General features: G+C 67.9%; 21 protein-coding genes. 11 read left to right on the forward strand and 10 right to left on the reverse strand.

Translation table 11 applies throughout. The features are described from left to right. Window positions 1-8: 8 nt before the first annotated feature. From G7043_RS47295 to G7043_RS47305, 3 genes are read left to right on the forward strand one after another with little or no spacing between them, the layout of a single operon-like run. Window positions 9-617, forward strand: coding sequence for a TetR/AcrR family transcriptional regulator (locus tag G7043_RS47295; protein ID WP_166056340.1), 609 nt, complete (start codon window positions 9-11; stop codon window positions 615-617). Beyond that, window positions 614-1,864, forward strand: a complete 1,251-nt coding sequence (locus G7043_RS47300; RefSeq protein ID WP_166056342.1) for a glycosyltransferase — start codon at window positions 614-616, stop codon at window positions 1,862-1,864. Before G7043_RS47295 ends, G7043_RS47300 begins: the two co-directional genes overlap by 4 nt. Continuing rightward, window positions 1,851-2,333: a DUF6653 family protein gene (locus G7043_RS47305; protein WP_166056344.1), complete on the forward strand. Its 483-nt coding sequence runs from the start codon at window positions 1,851-1,853 to the stop codon at window positions 2,331-2,333. The genes G7043_RS47300 and G7043_RS47305 overlap by 14 nt, the downstream gene beginning before the upstream one ends. Here G7043_RS47305 and G7043_RS47310 read toward each other — a convergent pair. The 3 genes from G7043_RS47310 to G7043_RS47320 are packed head-to-tail and all read right to left on the reverse strand — an operon-like array spanning window position 2,321 to window position 4,859. After that, window positions 2,321-3,100 (reverse strand): ABC transporter permease, encoded by a 780-nt coding sequence (locus tag G7043_RS47310; RefSeq protein ID WP_166056346.1) that lies wholly within the window; start codon window positions 3,098-3,100, stop codon window positions 2,321-2,323. The two genes, G7043_RS47305 and G7043_RS47310, sit on opposite strands and share 13 nt — an antisense overlap. Continuing rightward, window positions 3,097-4,005 (reverse strand): ABC transporter ATP-binding protein, encoded by a 909-nt coding sequence (locus G7043_RS47315; RefSeq protein ID WP_166056348.1) that lies wholly within the window; start codon window positions 4,003-4,005, stop codon window positions 3,097-3,099. Before G7043_RS47315 ends, G7043_RS47310 begins: the two co-directional genes overlap by 4 nt. Continuing rightward, window positions 4,005-4,859 carry an SAM-dependent methyltransferase gene (locus G7043_RS47320; protein ID WP_166056350.1) on the reverse strand — a complete coding sequence of 285 codons (855 nt, stop codon included), beginning with the start codon at window positions 4,857-4,859 and terminating at the stop codon, window positions 4,005-4,007. Before G7043_RS47320 ends, G7043_RS47315 begins: the two co-directional genes overlap by 1 nt. A 206-nt stretch (window positions 4,860-5,065) precedes the next feature. On the opposite strand from G7043_RS47320, the gene G7043_RS47325 reads away from it, so the two are divergent. The 3 genes from G7043_RS47325 (at window position 5,066) to G7043_RS47335 (ending at window position 6,906) form a co-directional block, all read left to right on the forward strand. Further along, window positions 5,066-6,082 (forward strand): FAD-dependent oxidoreductase, encoded by a 1,017-nt coding sequence (locus G7043_RS47325; protein ID WP_166056353.1) that lies wholly within the window; start codon window positions 5,066-5,068, stop codon window positions 6,080-6,082. After that, a complete protein-coding gene (locus tag G7043_RS47330; RefSeq protein WP_166056354.1) occupies window positions 6,040-6,330 on the forward strand; it encodes a DUF3040 domain-containing protein in 291 nt (96 codons plus the stop codon). The genes G7043_RS47325 and G7043_RS47330 overlap by 43 nt, the downstream gene beginning before the upstream one ends. A gap of 81 nt (window positions 6,331-6,411) precedes the next feature. Next, window positions 6,412-6,906 carry a methyltransferase family protein gene (locus tag G7043_RS47335; RefSeq protein ID WP_166056356.1) on the forward strand — a complete coding sequence of 165 codons (495 nt, stop codon included), beginning with the start codon at window positions 6,412-6,414 and terminating at the stop codon, window positions 6,904-6,906. A 53-nt stretch (window positions 6,907-6,959) separates the two neighbouring features. Here the strand turns inward: G7043_RS47335 and G7043_RS49720 are convergent, their stop codons facing one another. The 4 genes from G7043_RS49720 to G7043_RS47350 all read right to left on the reverse strand — a co-directional run bounded on the left by G7043_RS49720 (window position 6,960) and on the right by G7043_RS47350 (window position 9,113). Continuing rightward, a complete protein-coding gene (locus G7043_RS49720) occupies window positions 6,960-7,094 on the reverse strand; it encodes a hypothetical protein (RefSeq protein ID WP_278186079.1) in 135 nt (44 codons plus the stop codon). Window positions 7,095-7,229: 135 nt separating this feature from the next. After that, the gene (locus G7043_RS47340; protein ID WP_166056358.1) at window positions 7,230-7,844 is read right to left on the reverse strand and encodes a potassium channel family protein; all 615 of its coding nucleotides are present in this window, start codon (window positions 7,842-7,844) and stop codon (window positions 7,230-7,232) included. Window positions 7,845-8,018: 174 nt separating this feature from the next. After that, window positions 8,019-8,822 (reverse strand): DUF4142 domain-containing protein, encoded by an 804-nt coding sequence (locus G7043_RS47345; RefSeq protein WP_207312684.1) that lies wholly within the window; start codon window positions 8,820-8,822, stop codon window positions 8,019-8,021. 99 nt (window positions 8,823-8,921) lie between these two features. Beyond that, on the reverse strand, window positions 8,922-9,113 hold the full coding sequence (locus G7043_RS47350) for a hypothetical protein (protein WP_166056360.1): 192 nt from the start codon (window positions 9,111-9,113) through the stop codon (window positions 8,922-8,924). Window positions 9,114-9,373: 260 nt separating this feature from the next. Here G7043_RS47350 and G7043_RS47355 point away from each other — a divergent pair, with 260 nt between their 5' ends. The 4 genes from G7043_RS47355 to G7043_RS47370 all read left to right on the forward strand — a co-directional run bounded on the left by G7043_RS47355 (window position 9,374) and on the right by G7043_RS47370 (window position 12,635). Further along, entirely contained in the window at window positions 9,374-10,057 is a 684-nt protein-coding gene (locus tag G7043_RS47355; RefSeq protein ID WP_166056362.1) for a response regulator transcription factor, read from the forward strand. Further along, window positions 10,054-11,421, forward strand: coding sequence for a sensor histidine kinase (locus G7043_RS47360; protein WP_313888443.1), 1,368 nt, complete (start codon window positions 10,054-10,056; stop codon window positions 11,419-11,421). Before G7043_RS47355 ends, G7043_RS47360 begins: the two co-directional genes overlap by 4 nt. 279 nt (window positions 11,422-11,700) lie before the next feature. After that, complete coding sequence (locus G7043_RS47365; protein WP_166056364.1) at window positions 11,701-12,120, forward strand: SRPBCC family protein; 420 nt, start codon at window positions 11,701-11,703, stop codon at window positions 12,118-12,120. A gap of 32 nt (window positions 12,121-12,152) precedes the next feature. Further along, window positions 12,153-12,635: a MarR family winged helix-turn-helix transcriptional regulator gene (locus G7043_RS47370; protein ID WP_166056366.1), complete on the forward strand. Its 483-nt coding sequence runs from the start codon at window positions 12,153-12,155 to the stop codon at window positions 12,633-12,635. Window positions 12,636-12,640: 5 nt separating this feature from the next. Here the strand turns inward: G7043_RS47370 and G7043_RS47375 are convergent, their stop codons facing one another. Then, window positions 12,641-13,045 (reverse strand): SPW repeat domain-containing protein, encoded by a 405-nt coding sequence (locus tag G7043_RS47375; protein ID WP_166056368.1) that lies wholly within the window; start codon window positions 13,043-13,045, stop codon window positions 12,641-12,643. A 321-nt stretch (window positions 13,046-13,366) separates the two neighbouring features. On the opposite strand from G7043_RS47375, the gene G7043_RS47380 reads away from it, so the two are divergent. Next, entirely contained in the window at window positions 13,367-13,597 is a 231-nt protein-coding gene (locus tag G7043_RS47380; protein WP_112267876.1) for a hypothetical protein, read from the forward strand. Here G7043_RS47380 and G7043_RS47385 read toward each other — a convergent pair whose 3' ends face one another. Beyond that, entirely contained in the window at window positions 13,598-14,440 is an 843-nt protein-coding gene (locus tag G7043_RS47385) for a cytochrome c biogenesis CcdA family protein (RefSeq protein ID WP_166056370.1), read from the reverse strand. After that, window positions 14,437-14,850 (reverse strand): protein disulfide oxidoreductase (locus G7043_RS47390; RefSeq protein WP_166056372.1); only part of this gene is annotated, 414 nt, incomplete at its 5' end. The genes G7043_RS47390 and G7043_RS47385, both read right to left, overlap by 4 nt.

The raw sequence follows: 14,850 nt of genomic DNA on the forward strand, positions 1-14,850 counted from the left end.
CTCGGAACATGCGTTCAGCCTCCGATTTGACGGCGCGGGCTCGTATCCGCGACGCGGCACTCGCCCGGTTCGGCACCGACGGCATCGCCGGAACCTCGGTCCGCGCGGTGGCCGCGGATGCCAGAGTGTCACCGGCGTTGGTCGTGCACCACTTCGGTTCCAAGGAAGGGCTCCGGCAGGCGTGCGACGACTACGTCCTCGACTCGATCCGCAGCGGCGGCGAGGCAGCCACCGAAGCGTTGGGCGAGATTCTGCAGGCGGCGACACCGGTCCGGCGTTACCTGGCGAGGGCATTGCTCGACGACACACCTGCGGCCAGTGCGTTGTTCACCGAGATCGTCGAACGCACCGAGGCATGGCTCGCGGCCGGAGAGAAGGAAGGCTGGGTACGCGCTTCAGCGGACCCGACGGCGCGATCGGTCACCTACGTCTCGTGGTTGCTGGCGCCACTGGTGCTTGGCGGCCAGGTGGGCCGCTTGCTGGGCGGTGACCCGGCCGAGACCGCAACCGCGGTGCGTGGCGCCCGAGCCGGTCTGGAAATGCTGACCCGCGGTCTGTTCACCGACGACCGCTGGCTGGCCGCCTTCACTGCGATCGATGAAGGGAAACGGCCGTGAGAGCGTTGCTGGTCACCCACGGCACACGTGGTGATGTGCAACCGTTTCTGGCGCTTGCGGTGGCTCTCCGGCAGGCGGGTCACGACGCTGTGCTGGCTGCGCCGGAGTCGTTCGCCGACAGCGCTGCCGCGCACGATGTGGAGTTCGCGCCGCTCGACGAGGGACCGAACCGGCTGCTCCGCGACCCGGCCATGCTGAAGGCGATCGAGAGCGGGTACCGCGGTGTCCGAGGCAAGATCACGGCGATCTCGACGATCCGGCGCATCAAGCCGTTGATGGCGGACGTGCTGCGCGATGTCGGTGCGGTCGCACGGTCCTGCGGCGCGGATCTGCTCGTGCACACACCGAGCGTGCCCGCGCAGCACGCGGCCGAACTGCTCGGCGTGCCGGCTGTGCTGGCCACGCTCCAGCCCGGCTGGGTGCCCACGTCGGAGTTCCCGTGCCCGATGGTGCCGCTGCCTCGAGTGCCGAGGTTTCTCAACCGCGCCACTTACCTGACGGTGTCGGCCACCCTGCGCGCCTATTCGGGCATCGTCAACGCCTGGCGTGTCAACGATCTCGGCCTGCCGCGCGGTCGCGGCCCTGGCCACGCGGTGGTGTTGCAGGCGTTCAGCTCACTTCTGACGCCGGTCGATCCGAACTGGCCGCAATCCGTGCGCACCACCGGTTTCTGGTACCTGCCACGCGCCAAGACCTGGACACCCGACGCCGCCCTGAAGGCGTTCCTGGAGGCCGAGCCGGCGCCGGTGTACATCGGGTTCGGCAGCATGGCCGGACGAGACGCCGAGCGCACCGGTGACGTCGTCGCCGAGGCCGTCCGGGCGGCGGGGGTGCGGGCGATCGTCGCTACCGGGTGGGGTGGCCTCGCCGCACGCTCGTCAGACGACCTCCTCGTGATCGATCAGGCACCGCACGACTGGCTGTTCGGCAACGTGGCCGCGGTGGTGCACCACGGCGGTGGAGGGACGACCGCCGCGGCGCTGGCCGCGGGTGTGCCGCAGGTCGTCTGTCCGTTCGTCGCCGATCAACCCCACTGGGCACAGCGAATGCACGCCGTCGGTGTTGCCCCGCAACCACTTCCCCACAAGAAGCTCGCCGTCACCGCGCTCGCCGAAGCGATCACGCAGGCCGCGAACGATCCCGCCATCCGGCAGCGCGCCGCCGAGTTCGGCGAACAAGTCCGCGCGGAGAACGGTGTCGGCGTCGCAGTGCGCGAACTGGAGAGGATCCGCAATGGACGTAGCTGACCGCGTGGCGAAGACCTTCGGCATGACCGACGAGGCATGGCAGCGACACGCCAACCCGTGGAGCGTCTGGACGAGGTTCGCCGCGATTCCCTTGATACTGCTGGCGATCTGGAGCCGCGCGTGGATCGGCTGGTGGAGTCTCGTGCCGACAGGCGCTGTCGTCATCTGGTTGTTCATCAACCCCAGGGCGTTCCCGCCGGTGCGCGAACCACGTAGCTGGGCAGCACGCGGCATCTACGGCGAACGCGCCTGGCTGCAGGGCCGCGATCTGGTGCCACCGGACCACCGCAAGGTGTTGCGGCTGCTGGTCACCCTCGGCCTCGTCGGGTTCGGCCTGATCCTCTGGGGCCTGATCGCCCTGGAGGTCTGGCCCACGGTCTTCGGCACGACGGTGGTCGTCGTGGCCCAGCTGTGGCGGATCGACCGCTTCGGCTGGCTGTGGGAACGACACCGGGCTCAGCGATCCTGATCGGCGTTGCGCCACCACAGCGCGGTCGCCGCCACTCCCGCCGCTCCGACCAGCACCACCAGCAGCACGCCGAACAGTCCGGGCGAAACCCGGTCCGGACCGGCCAGTCCGCTGAGCAACGCCGGTACCGACCACGGGAAGTACTGGCCGTAGCCGAGAGCGGCGACGACCTGCGCGCAGAACACGGCCGCCATCATCACGCCGACGCCCGGCAGGTATCCCCTGCCCACACTGGACGCGAGGGCGACCGGCGTGGTGAGCAGCATCGTCATCACCGCGGTCGCGGCGATCATCGCCACGCCCGAAGCCGCCCCTTCACCAGACCAGCCCGGCAGTGCGAGCACCGCGCCGATCAGCAAACCGAGCAGCACCAGCTGCGCGGCCAGAATCAGGCACCACGCCAGTGCCACGACGAACTTCGCCGCGACGATGGTGGTGCGGGAGGTGGGCAGCGCCAGCAGGTCCTTGACGGTGTTCTGGCTGAACTCGCGCCCGAACAGCCACACCGAGACCAGGCCGAACACGAGCATGCCGCCGACCGCGGTGGTCTGGGCGAGGAAGGCGAAGTACGTCGGCCAATCCGCCTCACCACCGACCAGCGCGGCCTTGGTCCCGATCAAGCCGAGAGAGCGGGCACGGTACTGGTCCTGCAGGATGAACATGAACAGCCCGCCGACCGCCGCGGCGACGGTGAACGCGACAGCGGTCACCCACGGCACGCGGGATCGGCGCGCCTTGAGGATCTCGGTCGCCAGGGCGTTGATCATGCTTCCACCACCCGCAGGAAGAAGGTCTCCAGGTCGTCCTGCTCGACGACGAGGCGGGTCGGCGGGCAACCGGCAGCGACGAGCGCGATGGCGACCGCATCGGGTTCCCGCACCGCTCGGGCGTCGGTCAGGACGAGATCGTCAGCGTCGGATCTGATCGGGATGAAGCCCGCGGCGATCAGCGCGAGCTCGGCCGCTTTCAGGTCACGAGCCGACACGCTGAGCCGCTGACGCAGGTGTGCGGTGAGATCGCCCGCCTCCAGCTCGCGGACCAGCCGCCCGCGGTGGATGACGCCGATGCGCGTCGCCAGCCGCGTGACCTCGGTGAGGATGTGGCTCGACAACACGACGGTCGCCCCGTGCTCCTGACTCAGTTCGCGCAGCAGGTCGCGGATTTCCACAATACCGGCGGGATCCAGGCCGTTCGCGGGTTCGTCGAGGATCAGCAGATCGGGTTTGTGCAGCAGCGCCTTGGCGAGGCCGAGTCGTTGCGCGTTGCCCAGCGACAACGTCCGCGCGCCCTGGCCGGCGTAGGCGGTCAGCCTCAGCCGCTCGATGACCTCGTCGACGTGGTTCGATCCACGCAGGGCACGCAGGCGCGCCGCCACCGCCAGGTTCTCCCGCACCGTGAGCTCCGGGTAGGCGGCGGGTGTCTCGACCAGGTAACCCACCCTCGACCACGCAGCCTGTGCGCCAGGCCGGACCGCTGCACCCAGCACTCGGACAACTCCGCTGGTCGGCCGGACCATGCCGAGCAGCATCCGGATGGTCGTGGTCTTGCCGGCGCCGTTGAGGCCGAGCAACCCGTAGATCTCCCCCGCGGTGATGCGGAGGTCGAGCTCGTCCACTGCCACGACGGTGGCGTAGCGCTTGGTCAGTCCACGCGTCTCGATCACCGGTGCCATCAGCGGGCAACCTTGGCGCAACGCACGGTGCGTTCGATCTCGCTCACCGGCAACGAGCGCCCCGAGGACGCGACGTACCGCTCGGTGAACTCGCGCGGCCCCAGCTGCTCGGCCTCGGCCCATCCGTACGGCTCCAGGAAGCCCGCGACCTCGTCCGGCAGCAGCCCGAACTTCCACATCCGGCGCTTGCCCACGAACTCGCGGTAGGCCGCCTCGCCGCCGAACAACGCGGTTCCGTCGAGAAAGTCCTTGTGCACGAACGTGAACACCAGCTCGCTGCCCGCAGGCGCCTGCGCGAGAACGTCGAGCGTCGCGCGAACAGCGTCCTCGGTCAGGTACTGCGTGACCGCTTCCCAGATGAACAGCGTCTGCAGGTCCGCACGGTAGCCGTGGTCAGCGAGCACCGTGTCCAGGTGCTGCGTCTCGAAGTCGATGGGGACCAGGGCGAGGTCCGGCGGAACGTCGCCGAAGATCGCGCACAACCGGGCTCGTTTGCTCTCGACATTGGGCGGGAGGTCGACCTCGAACACCCGCCTGCCGCGCGACCGGCAGCCGCGCGTGTCGAACCCTGCACCGAGCACCACAACGACATCAGCATCCGTGGCATCCAGTTGCTCGTCGATGTAGCGCTTGCGGCACAACATGCTCGCCCACAACCCGGGAATCTTCTTCTCCGTCGCGGCGAACAACGCGTTGCGCACAGGTCGCCAGCGGGCGGCAGCCACCGCCAACCGTCCGGAAGCGGGCAGGATGCGCGCCGCGAACTCGTCCCGCACCAGCGGGTGTTCCTCGTACTGATCCACTGCGGCGATGACCATCGGTCCGATGGCCGTACCGGCGACGGCGGTGTCCATGAAAGCTCCTCGAAGACGGCGTCATTCACGACGCCGACCAGGCTTCCCGGCACACCTGGGGACAGCCTACAACCACACCGCGCCCCGAGGTTTCTCCGAGCCTGAGCCGAGAAGCGGTTTCCGGGACGAACCCGACCGCCTATCCTGGACAGCGGTGTGCCGGGAAGGCTGGTCGGCGTGACGATGTCCTGTGCGAAGGGGAAGTCATGCTCACCAGAAGAGCGCTCGTCGTAGGCGAGGGCACCAGCGGCCTCGCCACCACCTACCGTCTGCTGCGCAGCGGCTGGGACGTCACGGTGCTGACCACCGGCACTCCCCCGCGATTCGACGGAGTTCCCGCGGCTCTCACCGACTTCGGCTTCGACGCGGCACGCCGGCTGGGCCTGTTGCCGGCACTCACCCAACGACGCCAACCCCGGTGCGCTCTCGTCCAGGTCGACAGCGCCGGCGTACCGCTCGCGGTGCACCCCAAGCCTTCTCCACGGCACCCGGTGCTGGACCGGGACGACGTCGTCGCCGTGCTGAACGACGTCATCGGCGACGCAGCACGCCGCCACGACACGCGCGTGCCTGATCTCGTCGCGGACGATTGCGGCGTCACCGCCACGTTCGCCAACGGCGACGAGGACTGGTTCGACCTGGTCGTGGGCGCCGACGGAGCGTGCTCCGCCATCAGGGACGCAGTCTTCTCCCCTCCTGACGACGATCTGCCCCGCTGGTCGACGCTGTCCGGCCGGATCGAGCTGGCTTCGTCGTGTGCCGTGTCGATGCATCTCGCCACCAGATCCCTTCGACTGCATCCCCTGCGGGACGAGCAGTCCGCCGTGTCCTTCGCCTGGCGGCACACACCGGGCACACCCTGGCGGCAGCAGTTCGCCGACCTCGGCTGGCTCGTACCCGAACTCGTGTCGCGAGTGGACGGTGAACCGAGCAGCGGCTGGGCGCGGACAGGTCGATGGGTGCACAGGCGAATCGTGCTGATCGGTGACGCCGCGTGGTACCTCGGACCGCACTCCGAGCGCTGCGTCTCGCTCGCACTCGGCGGCGCCGAACTACTGGGTGACGCACTGGACATCTTCCCCGACTCCGATCAGGCTCTGAGTTGGTGGGAACGCACACTGCGCCCGTATGTGCGGCGCGCGCAGGCAAGGAACCGGGCACCTCAGAACCGGGAGGCAAGGTGGGACTCACCGAGCACGAGAAGCGTGAGCTGGACGCGATAGAACAACACCTCGCGCAAGGAGACCCGGCATTCGCCACAAAGCTGAGCAAGCCGCGGTGGCATCTCCGGTTGCCCGGCACCGCTCTGTTCGCCATCGGCTTGCTGACAACCTATGTCGCCGGACTGACCTTGCTGGCCGCGGGCGTCACGGCATCCTCCTGGCCGCTGACGGCCCTCGGCGCCGCCGTAACCGCCATCTATCCGGTGAAGGTCACCCTGCACGCGGTACGAGATCGCCACCGTAGCTAGTAGTCCATCCGGGTGAGAAACTGTGCCAGAACGCGGACAAGAGCTACCGCTGATGGTTCTCGGCAGGTATGCCTTTGCGCCATGCAGACCGGGAAGGCAGCACTCGGCTCCACCGCGTTCTTCGTGCTGGCACCGGGTGGCGTCGCCGGCCTCGTTCCCTGGCTGCTCACCCGCTGGCAGTTGCAACCGTTCTGGCTACCCTTCCGGATTCTCGGTGTATTCGTGCTGGTGATCGCACTCGCCGTGCTGATCTCCGCCTTCGCCCGATTCGTCACCGAGGGCTTCGGCACGCCCGCACCCGTGGCCCCGCCCGACCGGCTGGTGGTCGGCGGACTGTACCGACACGTGCGCAACCCGATGTACCTCGCGGTGCTCTCGCTCATCCTCGGGCAAGCGCTCCTGTTCGGACAGTGGATCCTGATGCCCTACGCCGTGGTCGTGAGCCTGGCGTTCGCCGCGATGGTCCACTGGCACGAGGAACCCGTGCTGCGCCGCGACTTCGGTGCCCAGTACGACACCTACCGGGCTGCAGTGCCCGGCTGGTGGCCACGACTGCGCCCGTGGCGCCAGAGCTGATCTGCACAGGCCGACTTTTGGCTGATGCGATCGCTGGGGAGTCGTCAGGTTCATCACCGCGTCTCTTCCCCGAGGATGACGGAGAGCGTCGCCGTTGGAGGAAGAGTTGCCGACATGACGACCGAGCTGGCCGCTGAGTCCAGCAGCCCGAGGCGGTCGCCGACCTGTTGCACCGGCTTGCTCGGCACCGTCTCAACGTTATGCGCGCCGGTAGCCCGCACAGGGGTGGCTGGGACGCCGTCACGCAGAGGTAGGTCAGCGAGAGCATCAGGATCCGTGTGTCCGCGCCCAACGCGACGAGGATTGTGCAGCCGCAGGTCCGATCAGTCGCCCACCGACGTACAGCTCAGCACGACCAACCGGTCGTCACCGCGCAGCTCCCCGACCGTCGAGTCCTCGACCCAGAGCCGCCGACCGTCCCGCACGACGGCCAGCACGTCATTGCCGCATTCCAGCGGTGAACTGCCGACCTCGTCCGGCATCACCGGGCGTTCCGTCACCGCCCACTCCAGGTCGGGCAACTCTTCGTACGGAAGGCTTTCGATCTTGAGTGCCCACTCGCCCACCCGGTCCGCGACCAGGACGTGGTCAGCACCGAGGTACTCCACGAGCTCGTGCAGCTGTGTACTGCGGACCAGAGTGGTGATCGTGGCAGTCTCGTTCAGGCTGCGCGCGATCGAAGTGATGCGCAGCGCGAGAGCGTCGTCGGTCACCGCGACGACGATGTGGTCCGAATTGTGCACGCCGGCTGACCACAACACGTCCAGACGCCAGCCCTCACCTGCCACGGCATGTACACCGTCCGCCCCGGCCTGCGCGATGCGATCGGGGTCGGTGTCGACGACCGTGAAGTCCGTCGCATGTCCTCCGGCGAACAGCGCGCTCAGGATGACACGGCCGCGGGCGCTGTAGCCGATGAGCACGGCGTGTGAGCGCATCCATCGTTCCTCATCGTGCGCGGGCGGGTACCGGCCGCCGATCCTGCCGGCCGGTACCCGGATCTCCCCGTGGCGGTTTGGCGCGGACGCTCGCCCCGACCGGTTCGCGTCCGCCTCCGCCAGTCTGCCGGAAGCCCGCACTGTGCAACCTTGCGGGGCCCTTTCGATGAGATCTCATTGTCGTGACGAGCGCGAGCCACGTGGTCGTCCGCCGGTCCACAGGTAGATCCCGCCCACGACGGCGACCATCACGAGGATTCCGAGCAGTGCGTCGGAACCGCCGCTCTCGTTCTCCTGAGAGAGGTTCTGGGTGCTGGGCACGTTCGGCAGAGCCTGGCGAGCAGCGGGAGTGGTCGGCGAACTGGCCGGTGCGACAGGTGCGGCGGCGAGCGCGGCGAGCGGAATCGCCTCCGTGTCGTTGAAGTCGACCATGCCGGTTGCCTCGAGGACCTGGATGTGGTCGAGCACGACTTCCATGCACCGCTTGGCGAAGTCTCGGATGAGGGTGTTGCGGGTGCCGGTGCGAACGACCGCGAGGAACTTGTAGACACCTCCGTGTGCCGCGCGCAGACGGTTGGCGAAGATGCGGTCGAACTCCGCGCTTCCCGCCGGGGCGCTGGTCATTTCGGCGATCCAGCCCTGCTGGTCGGCGTTGGCCTCGTTCGGCAACGGGACGTTGAGCGTGCGGCCCAACTCGAGGACCTTGGCATCCAGTTCGGCGTGCCCGTCGATCAGATGCCGACCGGCTTCCTTGACGAGCGGGTTGGCGGACTTCTGCAGCCCCAGGCGCCCGGCAGGCCCTTCCCACAGTCCGGCCAGCCGCACCTTAACGAGCATGTCACGACCGGCGGGTCCCATCGGACCGAACTGGGTCTGCGTGTACTCCGGTCCGAAGTCGGGCTGCGCCGATGCCTGCGGGACCGCGAGCGAACAGATGATCGCGAGCGCCGTCACCACCTGGGCGAGACGTGTAAGCACTGTGGATCTCCCTCCGCGCACAGCGGTGAACATGTGTGCTGACACGGAGGAATACGGATGATTCGGGTGATCCGGATTATTGCACTGTGCAAACGTTACTCAGCCGTTACCAACGCAGACGATGCAGTAATGCGGGCCCAGCGGGCGATCCGAACCGGCCCAGCCTGCCTGATCGGCCTGCAGCCAGAGCAGGTCCCACGCGATTCGACCAGTGGCGCTGGTGCGGCGAGAACGCCCGCATCCGTCGCACACGAGAATCGTTCCCGTGAGGCCGTCGTCGGTGGTGGGCATGCCCGTCACGACTCGTGATGACCTTTCGTCGTCCCGAGACAGGTGTCAGCCGCGTCTGGGCGGCCGACGCCTGACCTTCCCCGGAAGCGCGCGCAGGCACGCGCCCAACTACGGGCGTTCACCCGCGGCGACAAGCATGCCGGACGCGTGCACTGTGCAACCTTACGAACTCCTTCCGAACACACGCATTTCCGTCAAGATGCGGTCACCATGGCAACGTGATAGAAGCAGCACTAGAAACCAACGAGGAAAAGCAGGACATGGATTTCTCCGTGCTGCTCGTGGACGACGACGAGCGCATCCGCCAGGCACTCGGTCTCGCTCTCGCCGACGAGGGCTTCGCCGTGGACGAGGCCGTCTCCGGCGAGGACGCGTTGAGCCGCCTCGACACCGACACGTTCGACGTCGTGCTGCTCGATCTCATGCTGCCTGGTGTGGACGGTCTGCAGGTGTGCCGCAGGCTGCGCGCGCAGGGAGATCTGCCGATCATCATCGTCACCGCGCGCACCGACACACCCGACGTCATCGCCGGATTGGAGGCGGGAGCCGACGACTACGTGACCAAACCTTTGGTCGCAAGCGAATTGGCCGCGCGCATCCGAGCGCTGTTGCGACGGCGCGGCGGCCCGAGGCAGAACATCTCCTACCGCGTCGAGGACCTCGAAATTTGGCCGGACGAGGGCGTCGTCAAACGCGGTGGTCAGGAAATCCGGCTCACCCGCACCGAGTTCCGCCTGCTCGCCGAACTCGCGATCGCGGGCGGGCGGATCGTGACCAGGGAACAGCTGCTGCAGCGCGTGTGGGGCTACGACTACTACGGCGACACCCGGCTGCTCGACGTGCACATCCGGCGACTCAGGACCAAGGTCGAGCACAATCCAGAAGACCCGGTGTTCGTACTGACCGTGCGCGGCTCCGGTTACAAGATCGGTCCGCCGAGGTGATCCTCCGCCGTCCGTCGCTGCGCTGGCGGGTAGCCGCCGCGCTCGGCCTCGGCTCGGTGCTGGTCACCAGTCTCCTGGCGATCGCCACCTGGAACCTCGCATCGGACTACATGCTCAGACAGCGCCTGCAGGCCACGACCCGCCAGGCACAGGTCAACCTCCGCCTGGTCGAGGAGGCCGTCCGCACCAACTCGGACGGGCTGACCGAACTGCTGACCGGCCTGACCACCAACCCCGACTCGACGATCATGCTGTTCCGCGCGGACGAGGTGCTGACCAGCGGACGGCAGGTCGACCCCGCCGTCGTACCTGACGACCTGCTCGCCATGGCCCGCGACGGCACTCCGGCCAGGCAACGTCTGCGCGCGGACGGAATACCGGTGATCGCGGTCGCCCAGTCGCTGGCCGACGGGCAGGGTGTGTACGTAGAGCTCTTCCAGCTGGTCCAGCTGGACCGCACGTTCCGGTTCCTCAGCGGCCTGCTGATCGCAGGAACAGTGCTCAGCGGCCTGATCGGCGTAGGGCTCGGCTCGTGGGCCAGCAGACGCGCACTGAGGCCGCTGACCGAGCTGACCGCCGCGGCCTCACGCATCGCCGGCGGAGATCTGAAAGCACGGCTGCCGGACCAGGCCGACCCGGACCTTGGCCCGTTGGCGAACACGTTCAACTCCACGGCCGACGCACTGGAGCAACGAGTGCTGCGCGACGCCAGGTTCGCAGGCGACGTCAGCCACGAACTCCGGTCACCGCTCACGACGATGGTCAACGCGGCCGCCGTGCTGCGTCGCAGACAGGCCGAGCTGCCCGGCACCGCGGGCAAGGCACTCAGCCTGCTCACCTCCGAGGTGGACAGGTTCGCACGCATGGTGGTCGACCTGATGGAGATCAGCCGCGCTGACCAGGACGCCGACCGGGAGGACTTCGAGCCGCTGGATGTCGGCGCACTCGTCCGAGGCGCCGCGAGCCTGCGACTGGATCCGGACGTCGAGATCGTCGTCGAACCGCCACCCCCGCTGGTGCTCGGAGACAGGCGCAGGCTGGACCGGGTGATTGGCAACCTGATCGAGAACGCCGAACAGCACGCAGGAGGTGCTGTCCGGCTCGCGGTGCTCCACCACCGCGGGAACGTCCGGCTGGAGATCGACGACGCGGGCCCCGGCGTCCCCAGTGACATGCGGACGCAGGTGTTCGAGCGGTTCACCCGCGGCACCAGAGCGGGCAGCCGCGGCACCGACACCGGCAGCGGGCTCGGCCTGGCGCTCGTCGCCGAGCACGTCCGCCGTCATCACGGTCGCGTGTGGATCGAAGATCGACCCGGTGGTGGAGCGCGGTTCATCGTGGAACTCCCGGAGGCAGCTGCATGAGAACCGTCATGGCCGTCGTGGCGTGCCTCCTGATGACTGCGTGCGGAGTGTCCACTCAGGACGAACCTGAGCCTCTTGGCACACCGACGGTGTCCGGCGAGGCACCCACCCCCGTCGTGACGCAGCGCCCCCACCATTCGACGCCGGCATCGAGTTCGAGCACTCCCGCCACGTCGACGGCGCCGACGCCCACGCCGTGAGCGATCGTTAGCGACTCGTCAGGTTCGGTCCCGCGTGAATTCGGACAGGATGGGAGGAATCCGCCGGAAGGACCTCGTTTTGACCCGAAGCCGTTCCATGCCCGCCGACGCGGAGGCCGTCTTCGACGTCGTCTCCGACCTCGACAACATGACCACCTGGCTGCCCGACGCGGTCGAGGTCGAGCTGTCCGGCCCCAACCTCATCCGGCTCTGGTTTCCCGGGCGCCACACCGATGTCGACGTCGAGCGCAGGGTCACCGTCGACTGGGACCGGCTGCGCATCACGTGGGGAAGCGAAACCACGACCAGCTGCTCAGGCACCCTGCAGGTGCTCCGGCTCACCCCCGGCCGGAGCGCGGTCAGCGTGCGACTCACCGGCCCGCGCGGTGCATCAGTGAGCTCGGTCGAGGCCTGGGTCGAGGCAGCGCTGGACGCACTGCAAACGGTCGTTGACGCCGAAAGCCGAACAAAACAGGCGGTGCACCAACCTGCTCGGTGATCACAGCACCGTGGTTGCGGTACAACAGTCACATGACTCGGTCCAGGGCCAGTGCGAACGACATCGACGCGCTCACCGACGCGGTGCTCACCGCGTCGCGGCTGCTGGTCGCCGTGTCCGCACGCTCGCTCGCTGCGGTCGAGGACACGATCACCCTGCCGCAGTTCCGGATGCTCGTCATCCTGGACAGCCGAGGACCGATGAAACTCAGCTCGCTGGCCGAACTGCTGGACGTCAACCCGTCCACCGCGACCCGTATGGTCGACCGCCTCGTGGCGACGGAGATGATCGCTCGGCAGCCCAACCCGGCTACGCGCCGCGAGGTCGTCGCCGAGCTGACCGACGAAGGCCGCCGTGTTGTGCGCGGCGTGACGCGGCGGCGCCGCGCGGCGATCGGGAAGATCGTCGCGAAGATGTCCGAGGATGAACGACGGGGACTCGTCGAGGCGTTGACCGCGTTCACCGAGGCAGGCGGCGAACCTGCAGTGACCGCTGGAGACCTCGGCTGGATCTGACCACGTCAGCCCAGCCACTTCCCGGCGTCGATGGCGACCACCAGCGATACCAGCGCGATCATCGTCCCGATCACGATCTGGTTGATCTGGACGCCAGAGCTGACGTCGGCGCGTACGAGGAACGCGGACGCCACAAGCGCTGCCGCTAGACCGATGTTGACCGTGCGCAGCCATGGAACGTCCAAGGGCGCCACTGCACGCAGCATTCCCGCCAGCATGATCACCACGGCGAGGACCAGCGAAACCCAGTAGGGCCGGAAAACCTGCTGTGCGGCTTGGAAATCGAGCAGTGGAGGAGCCGCGATCAGCCACACGCCCGCGAGGAACGTGAGAGTTCCTGTCCTGGCTTCCGATCGACGGCGTTGTTCTTCACGCACACAGCAATCTTTGCCGTGAGCAAGCGAAGCCACGACGCGTCATGTGGATCGTAGGGAGTTCGCAAGGGACGGCCGCGTGATTCGTCGATAGCCGAAGCAGGCCGTGTCCTATGTGCTGCATCGGTTGTCTCATCGGCCACTGTGGTCGCAGCCGGTCTCGGCGTAAGGACGGTCCTTTCGGACTGCTGACGTTGCGGCCTACCTCCCGCCGCTGTCGCCCGCTCCATTCGGACTGCAACAGATCCTTTGGTCACACAAAGGGTGTCGTCAGCACGGATTCGTCATCGACTCGTCAGGTTCCGCGCGCGGCAACGCGCGCAGGATGGAGGTGAAGCCAGGTGAGGAGGAAGCCGGATGACTGTCGAGGTCGAACGTTCCGACCGCCACGTCATGGAGGTGACGAACGGGCTGGCTGCGGAGTTCAGCGGTGTGCTGGCACGGCCCGTTGTTTCGAAGACCGTGCTCGACGCCCGACGTGACCTGGAAGGACAGATCGTGCCCGAGGCGCTGAGCGAGATGCTGCACCAACTCGCCCGGCACCGGTTGGGCAACCTCTGCGGCGCCAGGAAAGCGTCCGTGGGCTGATCACCGCGCCCGAGCGCGCCGGCGGACCAGCAGGACTCCACCGGCCGTGAGCAGGATCAGCACGACGACGAACGGCACCGGCCCAATCGCGGTGAACCACTCCACCAGCAGGCCCTGCAGCCGTCCCGCGCCGTCGACCACCGGGTCCGACGGGTCTGCCCCGCCGAGGAACAGCCGCAGTTCGTAGACGCCGTAGTAGGCCACGTACAACCCGACGAGCACCAGCAAGGCGCCGCCGAGCCGGGACGCGTGCGGCAGCAGCGAGCGGGCCCGTCGGGTCACCACGTCGCTGGCGAGCGCGGTGCCGATTGCGAGCACCGTCACCACCAGGCCCATGCCCACCGCGTAGGCGAGAAACGCCGTTAGACCCTCCACCAGGTCGCCGCTGCGCAGCGTCGATCCTGCGACGGCCAGGAACGGGCCGATGGTGCACGACAGCGAGGCGATCGCGTACGCGACGCCGTAGCCGAACATCGACCCGATGTGCCGGGTCGGCGCTCCCCTACTGGGTTTGGGGATCAAAAGCGTGATCTCACGGCCCATCAGCAGCAAGGCGCCCACCACGACGAGTGCGAGTCCGATCGCCACGGTGACGAACGGCAGGTAGCGCTGCACCGACGAGGCGACCACGGAGAACGCCAGGCCGAACAGGCCGAACACGGTGACGAACCCGAGGGTCATCATCGCGCTGGAGACCACGGCCCTGGTCAGCAACCGCGTGCGGGACTGCTCGCTCGCGCCGGAAACGACGAGCGCGAGGTAGGCGGGCAGCATCGCGAACCCGCACGGGTTGACCGTGGCGACCATGCCGGCCACCACGGCCACCAGCAGTGTTTGCGTCATGCCAGCGTGCTCAGCCTCTGCTTCAGGTCCTGTTCGGACAGTTGGCTGGTCACGATGTCGACCTTGCCGGAGGCGTCGATGAAGGCGTAGGCGGGCTGGGCGGTCACGCCGAACCGCTTCCACACCGCGCTGTCCTCGTCGGCGACGTGCTGGAACGACTGCAGGTTGTACTTCTGCACGAACTGCTGCATCGCGGGAATCTTGTCCTGCGCGGCGACGCCCAGGAAAGTGACTTTCCCGGAGTGTTCCTTCGAGGCCGCCGCCATGCCTGGCGCTTCGCGCTGACACTTGGGACACCACGGCGCCCAGAACCACAGCACGACCGGTTTTCCGGCCAGGTCAGCGCCGTTGAGGTCCTTGCCGTCGACGGTCTTGGCGGTGAACTTCAGCTGGTCCGGCACCTCGGGAGC

Source organism: Lentzea alba (assembly GCF_011067745.1).
Lineage (GTDB): Bacteria > Actinomycetota > Actinomycetes > Mycobacteriales > Pseudonocardiaceae > Lentzea > Lentzea alba.

Bases quoted from the DNA above. Each gene is read 5' to 3' on its own strand.
- G7043_RS47295 (WP_166056340.1), top strand. From the start codon at position 9: ATGCGTTCAGCCTCCGATTTGACGGCGCGGGCTCGTATCCGCGACGCG.
- G7043_RS47305 (WP_166056344.1), top strand. From the start codon at position 1,851: ATGGACGTAGCTGACCGCGTGGCGAAGACCTTCGGCATGACCGACGAG.
- G7043_RS47310 (WP_166056346.1), bottom strand. From the start codon at position 3,100: ATGATCAACGCCCTGGCGACCGAGATCCTCAAGGCGCGCCGATCCCGC.
- G7043_RS47315 (WP_166056348.1), bottom strand. From the start codon at position 4,005: ATGGCACCGGTGATCGAGACGCGTGGACTGACCAAGCGCTACGCCACC.
- G7043_RS47320 (WP_166056350.1), bottom strand. From the start codon at position 4,859: ATGGACACCGCCGTCGCCGGTACGGCCATCGGACCGATGGTCATCGCC.
- G7043_RS47325 (WP_166056353.1), top strand. From the start codon at position 5,066: ATGCTCACCAGAAGAGCGCTCGTCGTAGGCGAGGGCACCAGCGGCCTC.
- G7043_RS47335 (WP_166056356.1), top strand. From the start codon at position 6,412: ATGCAGACCGGGAAGGCAGCACTCGGCTCCACCGCGTTCTTCGTGCTG.
- G7043_RS47340 (WP_166056358.1), bottom strand. From the start codon at position 7,844: ATGCGCTCACACGCCGTGCTCATCGGCTACAGCGCCCGCGGCCGTGTC.
- G7043_RS47350 (WP_166056360.1), bottom strand. From the start codon at position 9,113: ATGCCCACCACCGACGACGGCCTCACGGGAACGATTCTCGTGTGCGAC.
- G7043_RS47355 (WP_166056362.1), top strand. From the start codon at position 9,374: ATGGATTTCTCCGTGCTGCTCGTGGACGACGACGAGCGCATCCGCCAG.
- G7043_RS47370 (WP_166056366.1), top strand. From the start codon at position 12,153: ATGACTCGGTCCAGGGCCAGTGCGAACGACATCGACGCGCTCACCGAC.
- G7043_RS47380 (WP_112267876.1), top strand. From the start codon at position 13,367: ATGACTGTCGAGGTCGAACGTTCCGACCGCCACGTCATGGAGGTGACG.
- G7043_RS47385 (WP_166056370.1), bottom strand. From the start codon at position 14,440: ATGACGCAAACACTGCTGGTGGCCGTGGTGGCCGGCATGGTCGCCACG.